Origin of the sequence: Burkholderia sp. Ap-955, assembly GCF_011753045.1 — a bacterium.
Lineage (GTDB): Bacteria > Pseudomonadota > Gammaproteobacteria > Burkholderiales > Burkholderiaceae > Burkholderia > Burkholderia lata_D.
Genome location: NZ_VWWH01000067.1, coordinates 1 through 12,129 on the forward strand (window position 1 = coordinate 1; position 12,129 = coordinate 12,129).

Here is a 12,129-nt window from a genome sequence, read left to right on the forward strand (position 1 = left end):
AGGGTCTGGCCGGCTTTCCCGCGTACGGCACGCTGTGGGCCGCCGGCGCCGCGTGCGACGCCGCGCTCGCCGAGTCGCTCGCCGCGCGGATGCCGTTCGATGCCACGCTGCGCGCCGGCGCGACCTGCGTGACGCCGGGCGTCGTGCTGGTCCGAGCACTGTCGACGTCGATGGAAGCGCTGCAACGGCACTTCACCGACTGCTGGCTGCACCTGCGGCCGATCGTGCACGGCGTGGACGCACGGCCGCTGCGCCTCTGGCAAACCTGAGCGCGGCCGCGCCACGCACCGTTTCGGCGCAGCGTCGCGGCGGGTGCTGCACGCTGTGCATGCATCGCGCACCACGAGCGCGCATCGCACTGCGTTCCATGCACATGGCACGCGCCTTGCTCCTTACATAACCGATACACGACGCACGCAAAACAGCGCGGTGCTACGATGACCCACACGTCCGCCCCGTCGCGCACGCACCGATAAAAATTACGTTTTCCTGAACGTTTGCCTTCATGAAACTGACTCCCCGCGAGAAGGACAAGCTGCTGATCTTCACGGCGGCGCTGCTGGCCGAGCGCCGTCGCGCACGCGGCCTGAAGCTCAACTATCCGGAGGCGGTCGCCTTCATCACCGCCGCGCTGATGGAAGCCGCGCGCGACGGCAAGACGGTCGCCGAGGTGATGCACTACGGCACGACGCTGCTCACGCGCGACGACGTGATGGACGGCGTGCCGGAGATGATTCCCGACATCCAGGTCGAGGCGACCTTCCCCGACGGCACGAAGCTCGTGACCGTCCATCACCCGATTCCGTGAGGCCCCGCATGATCCCCGGCGAAATCCTCACCGACGACGGCGAACACGAACTGAACGCGGGCCGCGCGACGCTGACGCTCGTCGTCGCGAACACCGGCGACCGCCCGGTGCAGGTCGGCTCGCACTACCACTTCTTCGAAGTCAACGACGCATTGTCGTTCGATCGCGCGGCCGCGCGCGGCTTTCGCCTGAACATCGCGGCCGGCACCGCGGTGCGCTTCGAGCCGGGCCAGACGCGCACCGTCGAGCTGGTGGCGCTCGCGGGCGATCGCGCCGTCTACGGTTTTCAGGGCAAGGTGATGGGGCCGCTGTAAGCCGCGCCCCGCTCTTCAGGAACAGCACCATGACACTACGCTTGAGCCGCCGCGCGTACGCGGAAATGTTCGGGCCGACGACGGGCGACCGCGTCCGGCTCGCCGATACCGAATTGCTGATCGAGATCGAACGCGACTTCACGACCTACGGCGAGGAAGTGAAATTCGGCGGCGGAAAAGTGATCCGCGACGGGATGGGCCAGTCGCAGCGCGTGGCCGCCGACGTGCCCGATACGATCATCACGAACGCGGTGATCCTCGATCACTGGGGCATCGTGAAGGCCGACATCGCGATCAAGCACGGCCGCATCGCCGCGATCGGCAAGGCCGGCAACCCGGACATCCAGCCGGGCGTGACGATCGCGATCGGCGCCGCGACCGAAGTGATCGCCGGCGAGGGTCTGATCGTGACGGCCGGCGGCATCGACACGCACATCCACTTCATCAGCCCGCAGCAGATCGACGAGGCGCTCGCCTCGGGCGTCACGACGATGCTCGGCGGCGGCACGGGGCCGGCCACCGGCACCAACGCGACGACCTGCACGCCGGGCCCGTGGCACATGGAGCGGATGCTGCAGGCCGCCGACGGCTGGCCGATCAACCTCGGCTTTCTCGGCAAGGGCAATGCGAGCCTGCCGCAGCCGCTCGTCGAGCAGATCGCGGCCGGCGCGATCGGGCTGAAGCTGCACGAGGACTGGGGTACGACGCCCGCCGCGATCGACAACTGCCTGTCCGTCGCCGACGATACCGACACGCAGGTCGCGATCCACACCGACACGCTGAACGAAGGCGGCTTCGTCGAATCGACGGTCGCCGCGTTCAAGGGCCGCACGATCCACACGTACCACACCGAAGGCGCGGGCGGCGGCCACGCGCCCGACATCCTGAAGGTGTGCGGCGAGTCGAACGTGCTGCCGTCGTCGACCAACCCGACGCGCCCGTACACGATCAACACGCTCGACGAGCATCTCGACATGCTGATGGTGTGCCATCACCTCGATCCGTCGATCGCCGAGGATCTCGCGTTCGCCGAATCGCGGATCCGCCGCGAGACGATCGCGGCCGAGGACATCCTGCACGATCTCGGCGCGCTGTCGATGCTGTCGTCCGATTCGCAGGCGATGGGCCGCGTCGGCGAGGTGATCATCCGCACCTGGCAGACCGCGCACAAGATGAAGGTGCAGCGCGGCGCGTTGCCGGAAGACGGCACGCGCAACGACAACTTCCGCGCGAAGCGCTACGTCGCGAAGTACACGATCAACCCGGCGCTCACGCACGGCATCGCGCACGAAGTCGGCTCGATCGAGCCGGGCAAGTGGGCCGACCTCGTGCTGTGGGAGCCGGCGTTCTTCGGGATCAAGCCGTCGATGATCCTGAAGGGCGGGATGATCGCGATGGCGCAGATGGGCGACCCGAACGCATCGATTCCGACGCCGCAGCCGGTCCACTATCGCGAGATGTTCGCCACCCGCGGCGGCGCGCTCGCGCGCACGTCGCTGACCTTCGTGTCGCAGATGGCCGCCGATGCAGGCATCGCGGAACGCTACGGGCTCGCGAAGCGGATCGTGCCGGTGCGCAACTGCCGCAACGTGACGAAGGCCGACATGATCCACAACGCGTGGCGCCCGTCGATCAGCGTCGACCCCGAAACCTACGACGTGATCGCCGACGGCCAGTTGCTCACCTGCGAGCCGGCCACGGTACTGCCGATGGCGCAGCGCTATTTCCTGTTCTGACCTGATTGCCGGTTTTCGATTCATGCGCACCCTCGACAAACGCATTGCCCCGAACGTGAAACTCGCCGCGTCGCTCGTCGCGCGCGCGCCGACGCTCACGCTCGCCTACGACGCCCGCTGCAAGAGCCGCCTCGCGGCGACGCTCGACACCGGCGAGGACGTCGCGGTCCTGCTGCCGCGCGGCACGATCCTGCGCGACGGCGACGTGCTCGTCGCCGACGACGGCGCGCTCGTGCGCATTGCCGCGGCGCCCGAGACCGTGCTGCGCGTGCGCGCGGCCGACCCGCTCACGCTGATGCGCGCCGCGTACCACCTCGGCAACCGTCACACGCCGGTCGAGATCGGCGACGGCTACCTGAAGCTCGAAGCCGACCCGGTGCTCGCGGACATGCTGCGCCGGCTCGGCACGCAGGTCGAGGAGACCCTTGCACCGTTCCAGCCGGAAGCCGGCGCGTACGGCGGCGGCCACAAGCACGGGCACGACGCGACGTTCGCCGAGGATTACGCGCTCGCGCAGCAGGTGTTCGGCGAGCATCACGGCAACGCGCATTCGCACGACCACGACCACGACCACGACCACGACCATCAGCATGGTCCCGGATGCGCGCACGGCCACGGCCATGACCACCACTGAACTCGTCGCGCTGCTGCACCTTGCATCGCCGGCGCTGCCGATCGGCGCGTTCAGCTATTCGCAGGGACTCGAAGCAGCGCTCGACGCGAACCTGATCCGCGACGCGGATACTGCGCGCGACTGGATCGCGAGCGGCCTGACCGACGTGCTCGCGCACGGCGAGCTGCCGTTCCTCGCGCACCAGCTCGCGCGCTGGCACGCGCACGACGCGCCGGCGCTCGTCGCCGAGAATGCGTGGTTCATCGCGAGCCGCGAATCGGCGGAACTGCGCCGCGAGACCGAACAGATGGGCTGGTCGCTCGCGCAGCTCTGCGCGTCGCTCGAATGGGGCGATGCCACGCGCCGCGCGACGCTCGCGGCGATTGCGCCGATCGCGCTGCCCACTGCATTCGCGTACGCGGCCGCCGCGCACGACGCGAGCGCCGACGCCGTACTCGCCGCGTACGCATTCGGCTGGGTCGAGAACCAGACATCCGCCGCGCTGAAGGCCGTGCCGCTCGGCCAGCTCGCCGGGCAACGCATCATCGTCGCGCTGCGCGGCGCGATCGACGCGGCCGTCCGCCGCGCGCTCGCGACGCCGCCCGACGCCGTCAACACGTTCGCGCCGCAGCTCGGCATCCTGTCCGCGCGGCACGAAACCCAGTATTCGCGGTTGTTCCGCTCCTGAACCCGACGCTACCCGCCATGAACGCACCTGCTCCCTCCTCCGCCCGCCGCACGAAGAAACTGCCGCCGCTGCGCGTCGGCATCGGCGGCCCCGTCGGCTCCGGCAAGACCACGCTGCTCGAAATGCTGTGCAAGGCGATGCGCGACAAATACGACCTCGTCGCGATCACCAACGACATCTATACGAAGGAAGACCAGCGGCTGCTGACGGTCGCGGGTGCGCTGCCCGAGGAGCGCATCATGGGCGTCGAGACGGGCGGCTGCCCGCATACGGCGATCCGCGAGGATGCGTCGATCAACCTCGAGGCCGTCGACCGGATGCTGTCGCGCTTCCCCGACGCCGACATCGTGTTCATCGAATCGGGCGGCGACAACCTCGCGGCGACTTTCAGCCCCGAGCTGTCGGACCTGACGATCTACGTGATCGACGTCGCGGGTGGCGAGAAGATTCCGCGCAAGGGCGGCCCCGGCATCACGAAGTCCGACCTGCTCGTGATCAACAAGACGGATCTCGCGCCGCTGGTCGGCGCGAACCTCGACGTGATGGCATCCGACACGAAGAAGATGCGCGGCGAGCGGCCTTACGTGATGACGAACCTGAAGGCGCTCGAAGGCGTCGCGGACGTGATCGCGTTCATCGAGAAGAAGGGATTGCTGACGGTCTGAGCGACGTGGCGGCATCGTCCGGTGCCGCCACGCCTCGCTCATGGCGGCATTGCGCCGCCTTCGCCTAGTCGTCGGAAGGGTCCTGCGTGTCCTGCAGCGTGCGCACGCCGCGTTCGGCGGGCGGCAACAGTGCCGCGAGCACGTCGACCGTGCGTGCGGTCGCGCCGCGATGACGCGATGCAAACGCCGCGCCGGCCGCGCCCATTGCGATGCGCCGCGCCTTGTCGGCGAACAGCGCGTCGAGCACGTGCGCGAGATCGAGCGGATCCTCGACCTGCAGCGCCGCACCGGCCGCGACCGCATCGGCGGTCGCCTGCGTGAAATTGAACACGTGCTTGCCGATCAGCACCGGCACGCCGACCGCGCACGCTTCGATCAGGTTCTGGCCGCCGAGCGGCAGCAGGCTGCCGCCGATGAACGCGATGTCGGCCGCCGCGTAATACGCGCCGAGCTCGCCCATCGAATCGCCGAGCAGCACCGTCACGTCATCCGGCAGCGGCTCGGCAGCCGGCCGGCCAGACGCGAGCGCGGCCGTGTCTGCCGCCCACACCGAGCGTCGCACGCACTTGAGCCCGCTGCGCTCGACGAGCGCCTCGACCTCGGCGAAACGCTGCGGATGACGCGGCACGAGCACCAGCAGCGCGCCGGGCGTGCGCATCGCCGCGAATGCGTCGAGCACCAGCGCCTCCTCGTTCTCGCGCGTGCTCGCGGCGACCCACACGGGCCGCGTGCCGATCGCCTCGCGCCACGCATGGCCGCGCGCCGCGAGTTCGGGTGGCGTCGTCATGTCGAACTTCAGGTTGCCGAGCACGGTCACGTTGCGTGCGCCGAGCGACGTCAGCCGCTCCGCATCGGCCGGGCTCTGCGCGAGCACGCGCGAGAAGCCGCCGAACACGTCATGCGTCGCCGCGCCGAACTTCGATGCCCGCCGGAACGAACGCGCGGACATGCGCGCATTGGTCAGCACCAGCGGCACGTCAGCACGGCGGCACTCGTCGATCAGCGTGGGCCACACCTCGGTTTCCATCACGAGGCCGAGCGTCGGCCGCCACGCGCGCAGGAAACGTCGCACCGCGCCGGGCATGTCGTACGGCAGGTAGCAGCGCAGCACGCGATCGCCGAAGATCTGTTCGCCGGTCGCGCGGCCGCTCGGCGTCATGTGCGTGAGCAGGATGCGCGCATCGGGACGGACGTGCATCAGCGCGTCGATCAGCGGCTGCGCCGCGCGCGTCTCGCCGACCGAAACCGCATGCACCCAGATCAGCGGCGCACGGTCGTCGCGCGAACGGCCGGCCACGTGGCCGAAGCGTTCGCCGATGTGTTCGCGATAGCCGCGCTCCTTGCGCGAACGCACGACAAGCCGGATGACGGCGATCGGTGCGACGAGCCACCACAGCGCGCGATAGATCACCCTCAGCATGCGGCGATCCTCATGTTGCAACGGAGAAGAGGCGCGCTCAAACCAGCGCCCTGCCCTTCAGGCGTTCGAGAATGCCGAGCGGCGCGCATTCGCGGCGCACCATCGCGTCGACCGGCAGGAAGAAGGTCTGTTCGAGCATGAACTGGCCGGACATCACAGCGTGCGAAGTCTGATCGGAGAAACATATCCACACGCTGCCCGGCGGAAACGGCATCGTTTGCTGTGGACAAGTCTTCTGGTAGTCGAGATCGGCCTTCATGCTGTCGTGCAGGTTCAGCATCAGGTGGTCGTACGCGCTGCGCGGCGATTTCGTCACGTGCAGCAGGTTCAGCAGCCATGCGGCGCCCGGCAGCTGCGGCTTGATGTGCGGCAGGAAGCGCTTCGCGACGTCCTCGAACGGCTCGCCGACGCGCCACACGCGCGGCACGCCGGCCGGGTTCACGTTCGTGAACACGCGCAGGATGCGCTCGCCGTAGTTCGGCCGCGACGGAAACGCGTCAACGTGCAGCCGGCTGTCGTCCTTGCGCCACGACGTCTGGCGCGTCTCGACCTGCATCAGCCGCAGGCTCGTCGGCGCGACGCGCAGCTTGCCGCGGTATTCGGGAAAGAGGCCGTCGACGAGCGTGCCGGCCTGCTGCTGGAAGCGCGCGACGAGCGCGCGCACCGCCGACTGCGTGACGCTGTCGCCGAGCACGCCGACGAGCGCGCCGCCGTTTGGCGCGAGGCTGATGTTCTTGCGTTTCGGGTCGGCGAGCGCCGGATCGAGCAGCGCTTCCTCGCCGCCCTCGATCGCGAAGCGCAGGTGCGGGAAATACAGCACCTTGCCTTCCTCGACGGCGGCCAGCAGTTGCTCGCGCGGCGCCGACAGGTTGTGTCCGCTCCAGTCGGCGGACGGGACTTCGATGATCTGGGATTCGCTCATGTTCGGTTCGCGTGGGTTCGCGCGTGTGACTGCGTTACAGGAGACCGAAGCCCGCGAGCGCCGACTTCACCTGCGCGATCGACGGGGGTTGCCCCGCCGTGCCGAGATTGACGACGTTCGGCGACCAGTAGCCGCCGGTCCGCCAGGCCGTCGCGAAATTGTACAGTTCGACCGTCGGACGCTTCAGCGCGGCCGCGATGTGAACCAGACCTGTATCAACCCCGACGATCGCATCCGCGCCGTCGATCAGGCCGACCACGGCCGGCAGCGACAGCTTCGGTGGCACGATCGCCGCCGCGCCGAACGCCTGCGCCAGCCGCTCGCTGGTCGCGCGCTCCGCGTCGTTGCCCCATGGCAGCACGAGCGATGCGCCGCGCCGCACGAGGGCCTGGCCGAGCTCGATCCATGCGGCGTCCGGCCACTGCTTGTCGGCACGCGACGTCGCATGGACGAACACCACGTACGGCACCGGCAGGTTCAGGCCGAGCGCGGCCACCGCGAGCGCCGCCGCGCGCGTGTCGAGGCCGAACTCGACCGGGTCGGCCGGCGTCGGCGCCGGGTCGCCCAGCGCGGCCGCGACGAGTTGCCGCGAGCGCTCGACGACGTGCGTGCGCGGCGCGATCGGCACGCGCTTGCGATAGAAGAAGCGCACGGGCCACTCGTAGCCGGCGCCGTCGGTGCGGTTGCCGAGCCCGACGAGCGGGCCGCGCGCCCAGCTCGCGACCCAGGCTGTCTTGATGAGGCCCTGGCAGTCGATCACGAGGTCGTACTGCTCGGCCGCGAGGCGCTGGCGAAACGCGCGGATCTCGCGCCACGTGGCGCCCGAGAACGGCTTCTTGCGCCAGCGGCGCAGCGAGAACGGCAGCACGTTGCGCACGCCGTCGACGAGCTTGACCAGGTCGACGAAGCTTTCCTCGACGAGCCAGTCGATCTGCGCATCGGGGTGGCGGCGCCGGATATCGGCGATCACCGGCATGTTGTGCACGACGTCGCCCAGCGACGACACGCGCACGATCAGGATCTTTTGCACGCTGAAAAAACGCCGGCAGGCAGCCGGCGACAAGCATAAAGGGGGGATTTTATCTCGCCCGGAGGGGCGGACAGACAAAAAGCGGCCGCGCACCTGAGGCACGCGCCGCTTTTCGGGGATGGCGCGACGATCGGACTCACTGTCGCGCCGGTGGCGGCCCGAGGCCGCCGATGCTCAGAACGGCAGCTTGACGTCCGGCTTCGCGGCCGTCAGCACACGGCGGAAGTCCTCCTGGATGCGCTTGAGCCCTTCCTGCGTCTCCGACTCGAAACGCATCACGACGACCGGCGTCGTGTTCGACGAGCGCGCGAGGCCGAAGCCGTCCGGGTACTCGACACGCAGGCCGTCGATCGTCACGACTTCCTCGGCGCCGTCGAACTTCGCCTCCTTCTGCAGCTTGTCGATCAGGCGGAAGTTCTCGCCTTCGTCGAGCCACAGCTGCAATTCGGGCGTGCTCATCGCGTCCGGCAGCCCGTTCAGCAGCGCGCTCGGATCGGCCGTCTTCGCGAGGATCTCGAGCAGGCGCGCGCCCGTGTAGAGACCGTCGTCGAAGCCGTACCAGCGATCCTTGAAGAATACGTGGCCGCTCATTTCACCGGCGAGCGGCGCACCCGTCTCGCGCAGTTTCGCCTTCACGAGCGAATGGCCCGTCTTCCACATCAGCGGCTCGCCGCCCTTCGACTTCACCCATTGCGCGAGGTGGCGCGTGCACTTCACGTCGTAGATGATCTGCGCGCCCGGGTTGCGCGACAGCACTTCTTCCGCGAACAGCATCAGCTGGCGGTCCGGATAGATGATCTTGCCGTCCTTCGTGACGACGCCGAGGCGGTCGCCGTCGCCGTCGAACGCGAAGCCGATCTCGGCGTCGGTGTCCTTCAGCGCCTGGATCACGTCCTGCAGGTTTTCCGGGTGGGCAGGATCCGGGTGGTGGTTCGGGAACGTGCCGTCGATGTCGGTGAAGCGCTCGACGAGCTCGCAGCCGAGCGCCTTGAACAGGCGCGTCGCGAGCGGGCCGGCCACGCCGTTGCCGGCATCGACGACGATCTTCATCGGGCGGGCCGGCTTGATGTCGCCCACGATGCGCGCGATGTATTGATCGGCCACGTCGAACTGTTCGTACGAGCCGCTGCCCGTCTCGAAACGCTCGTCGACGATGCGCTGGTACAGCGCCTGGATCTGCTCGCCGTAGATCGCGGCACCGCGCAGCACCATCTTGAAGCCGTTGTAGTCGGGCGGGTTGTGGCTGCCCGTAACGACGATGCACGAATCGACGCGGCGCTCGCCGCCCTTCAGCGCGAGCGGGACGTTCGCCGCGAAATAACCGACCGGCGTGGGCACCATGCCGACGTCGACGACGTCGACGCCCGCCGCACGCAGACCGTCGGCCAGCGCGCCGACGAGGTCCGGCCCGGACAGGCGGCCGTCGCGCGCGACGACGACCGCATCGCCGCCCTGCGCACGCACTTCGCTGCCGAATGCCCGGCCGATCCCGCGTGCGGTGTCGGTATCGAGCGTCTTGCCGACCACGCCACGAATGTCATAAGCCTTGAAGATGGATTGGGAGATCATCGATTCACTTCTCTCAGTTGCGTGCATGGAAAATTGTCTGGCTTGCCTGGCCGCCGCTCGCCGGTGCCGCGCATGATACATGCGGGCCCGGCACGGAGCGAAACCGTTGGCGCCGAACGGCGGGAGCGACCCCGATCCCACTTATAATCGCGGGTTTTGATGACGCGCATACCGCCCATTTTAATGCCTAGCCGTCCCGTCGCCGCCAACCTGCAGCCCCCGGGCGCCCTGCCGGCCGCCTCGCGCGCACGCCGCTGCCGCGCATGCTGAAGCGCTTCGGCAATCCGGACGTCGCGAAGGCCGTCGCGAATCTCGTCTGGCTGGGGCTCGAACGGCTCACGCAGATCGGCGTCGCGATCGCGATCAGCGGCCTGCTGGCCCGTTATTTCGGGCCAGATGTGTTCGGTAAATGGCAGTATGCGAATACGCTCCTCCTGGTACTGGCGCCGCTCACCTGGGTGTGCGGCGCGGAAATCCTCGTCCCGACCATCGTCCAGCGCCCGCCCGCCCAGCTCGGCGCGGTGCTCGGCAGCGCATTCGCGCTGCGCATCGCCGTCTCCGTCGCCGCACTCGTCGCGACCTGGATCGCGATCGCCGCGGGCGCCTTCGATCCGCTGGTCGGCGCGATGCTCGCGGGCCTCGCGGTCACGATGGTGTTCCGCGAGCCGTTCGTCGGCGTCATCAACGCGTGGCTGCAGAGCATGACCTACAGCAAGCCGCAGCTCGTCACCAGCATGGTCACGGCGCTGGTGAAGGCGCTGCTCGTCTGGCTGCTGGTCCGCGCGGCCGCAGGCCCCGCCCGCTTCGCGTGGCTGTGGGCGCTCGAGGCCGCCGCAATCGGCTTCGCGCTGCTGCTGTACTACCGGCATCGTAACGGCGGCGCGCTCGGCTGGACGTTCGACAAACCGCTGTTCAGGCACTTTGCAACGGCCGGCACGGTGTTCTGGCTCGGCCTCATCTGCATGTACCTGTTCCTGAAGCTCGACCGCCTGATGCTCGAGCGTCATGTTTCGTTCGCCGATCTCGGCCGCTACTCGGCCGCGCAGCAGCTCAACGAGAACTGGATCACGCTCGCGCTGATGCTCGCGCAGACGATCGCGCCCGCCTTCGTCTACCGCGTGCAGGACGTCGCGCGGCTGCGCCGCAACATTGTCCGGCTGATCGCGATGACGGCCTGCCTGATGACGGCCGGCGCGCTCGTGCTCGACGCCGCCGCCCCGCTGATCGTCGGCAAGGTGTTCGGCCACGGCTACGAGGCCTCGGTCGACATCTTCCGCTGGGCGGTCTGGCTGTCGGTGCCCGCCGGCATCGAGGCGATAGGCAATCTTATCGTTCTCAAATATCAAGCAAAATTCGTGTTGCTGTCGAAATGGCTGCTCGCGCTCGCGATCGCGGCACTCGTCAACCTGTTCGCGATCCCGCGGCTCGGCCTGTACGGCGCGCTCGTCGGGCTGGCGGCCGGCTATCTGGCCGCCGCCGCCGTCAATTTTTATTACATCCGTTTCAAGCTGCGACCATGACGTCCCCTGATTGCCCGACCCCGCTCGACGACGTGGCCGTGCTGATGCCGGCCTACAACGGGCACGACGACGTCGTTCGGACCCTCGCCTCGTTTCGCGAGGACACGCCCGTGCACGTGCTGATCGTCGATGACGGCAGCACGCCGCCGATCGTCGCGCCCGACCTGCCCGGCCTCACGATCGATGTGCTGCGCATGCCGCAGAACAGCGGTATCGAGCGTGCGCTCGCGGCCGGGATCGACGCGCTCGCCGCGCGCGGCTTCCGCTATGCCGCGCGCATCGACGCGGGCGATCTCGCCGCGCCGCAGCGCCTCGCGAAAGAGCGCGCGTACCTCGGCGCCCACCCGCGCGTGGCCTGTGTCGGCATGTGGACGCAAGTCGTGTCCCGCGCCGGCGAGCCGCGCTTCATGCTGACCCCGCCCGCCGATCCGCGCACGCTGCGCCGCACGCGCTTCCTGCGCTCGCCGCTCGTGCATCCGTCGGTGATGCTGCGCATCGACGCCGTGCGGGAAGTGGGGAACTATCGCGCCAAATACCGTGCGGCCGAGGATCTCGATCTTTTTTTACGGTTAATGCAACGCTACGATTGCGCGAACCTGCCGGAACTGGGTCTCTATTACGAACTGAACGAGGGCGGGATCAGTGCGACCAAGCGCCGGCGCCAGCTGGTATCGACGCTCACGCTGCTGCTGAGCCATTTCAACGCGCTGAACCCGTACGACTGGGCCGGCCTCGCCAAGAACCTGCTGCATTTCGTGACGCCGTACCGGACGTTGCAGCGGATCAAGCAGACGCTGTTCGCCGCGCGGCCGTCCGCGTGACGCCCATTCGGCGTATCCGGCAT

13 protein-coding genes are annotated in these 12,129 nt (G+C 68.5%); 9 read left to right on the forward strand and 4 right to left on the reverse strand.

Annotated features, from left to right (window positions below; all coding sequences use genetic code 11):
- From F3J15_RS27220 to ureG, 7 genes are all read left to right on the forward strand, one after another.
- Positions 1–269 (forward strand): urease accessory protein UreD (locus F3J15_RS27220; RefSeq protein WP_205191006.1); only part of this gene is annotated, 269 nt, incomplete at its 5' end.
- Between the two features lie 236 nt (positions 270–505).
- On the forward strand, positions 506–808 hold the full coding sequence (gene ureA / locus F3J15_RS27225) for an urease subunit gamma (RefSeq protein ID WP_006406310.1): 303 nt from the start codon (positions 506–508) through the stop codon (positions 806–808).
- 8 nt (positions 809–816) lie between these two features.
- Positions 817–1,122 carry an urease subunit beta gene (locus F3J15_RS27230; RefSeq protein ID WP_046545089.1) on the forward strand — a complete coding sequence of 102 codons (306 nt, stop codon included), beginning with the start codon at positions 817–819 and terminating at the stop codon, positions 1,120–1,122.
- A gap of 29 nt (positions 1,123–1,151) precedes the next feature.
- Positions 1,152–2,858: an urease subunit alpha gene (gene ureC, locus F3J15_RS27235; RefSeq protein ID WP_089445082.1), complete on the forward strand. Its 1,707-nt coding sequence runs from the start codon at positions 1,152–1,154 to the stop codon at positions 2,856–2,858.
- Positions 2,859–2,880: 22 nt separating this feature from the next.
- Positions 2,881–3,492, forward strand: a complete 612-nt coding sequence (gene ureE, locus F3J15_RS27240) for an urease accessory protein UreE (RefSeq protein ID WP_166895105.1) — start codon at positions 2,881–2,883, stop codon at positions 3,490–3,492.
- Entirely contained in the window at positions 3,479–4,159 is a 681-nt protein-coding gene (locus F3J15_RS27245; RefSeq protein ID WP_166895107.1) for an urease accessory UreF family protein, read from the forward strand. Before ureE ends, F3J15_RS27245 begins: the two co-directional genes overlap by 14 nt.
- A gap of 17 nt (positions 4,160–4,176) precedes the next feature.
- Positions 4,177–4,824, forward strand: coding sequence for an urease accessory protein UreG (gene ureG / locus F3J15_RS27250; RefSeq protein ID WP_046196649.1), 648 nt, complete (start codon positions 4,177–4,179; stop codon positions 4,822–4,824).
- 64 nt (positions 4,825–4,888) lie between these two features.
- Here ureG and waaA read toward each other — a convergent pair whose 3' ends face one another.
- The 4 genes from waaA to F3J15_RS27270 all read right to left on the reverse strand — a co-directional run bounded on the left by waaA (position 4,889) and on the right by F3J15_RS27270 (position 9,765).
- Positions 4,889–6,244, reverse strand: a complete 1,356-nt coding sequence (gene waaA, locus F3J15_RS27255; RefSeq protein WP_166895109.1) for a lipid IV(A) 3-deoxy-D-manno-octulosonic acid transferase — start codon at positions 6,242–6,244, stop codon at positions 4,889–4,891.
- A 37-nt stretch (positions 6,245–6,281) separates the two neighbouring features.
- Complete coding sequence (locus F3J15_RS27260) at positions 6,282–7,166, reverse strand: Kdo hydroxylase family protein (RefSeq protein ID WP_089445079.1); 885 nt, start codon at positions 7,164–7,166, stop codon at positions 6,282–6,284.
- A gap of 34 nt (positions 7,167–7,200) precedes the next feature.
- Positions 7,201–8,196: a lipopolysaccharide heptosyltransferase I gene (waaC, locus tag F3J15_RS27265; protein ID WP_089431360.1), complete on the reverse strand. Its 996-nt coding sequence runs from the start codon at positions 8,194–8,196 to the stop codon at positions 7,201–7,203.
- 174 nt (positions 8,197–8,370) lie between these two features.
- Positions 8,371–9,765 (reverse strand): phosphomannomutase/phosphoglucomutase, encoded by a 1,395-nt coding sequence (locus tag F3J15_RS27270; protein ID WP_166895111.1) that lies wholly within the window; start codon positions 9,763–9,765, stop codon positions 8,371–8,373.
- 263 nt (positions 9,766–10,028) lie between these two features.
- Between F3J15_RS27270 and F3J15_RS27275 the strand changes: the two genes are divergently transcribed.
- The gene (locus F3J15_RS27275; RefSeq protein ID WP_039361066.1) at positions 10,029–11,285 is read left to right on the forward strand and encodes an oligosaccharide flippase family protein; all 1,257 of its coding nucleotides are present in this window, start codon (positions 10,029–10,031) and stop codon (positions 11,283–11,285) included.
- Complete coding sequence (locus F3J15_RS27280) at positions 11,282–12,106, forward strand: glycosyltransferase (protein ID WP_166895113.1); 825 nt, start codon at positions 11,282–11,284, stop codon at positions 12,104–12,106. The genes F3J15_RS27275 and F3J15_RS27280 overlap by 4 nt, the downstream gene beginning before the upstream one ends.
- The last annotated feature ends 23 nt before the right edge of the window (positions 12,107–12,129 follow it).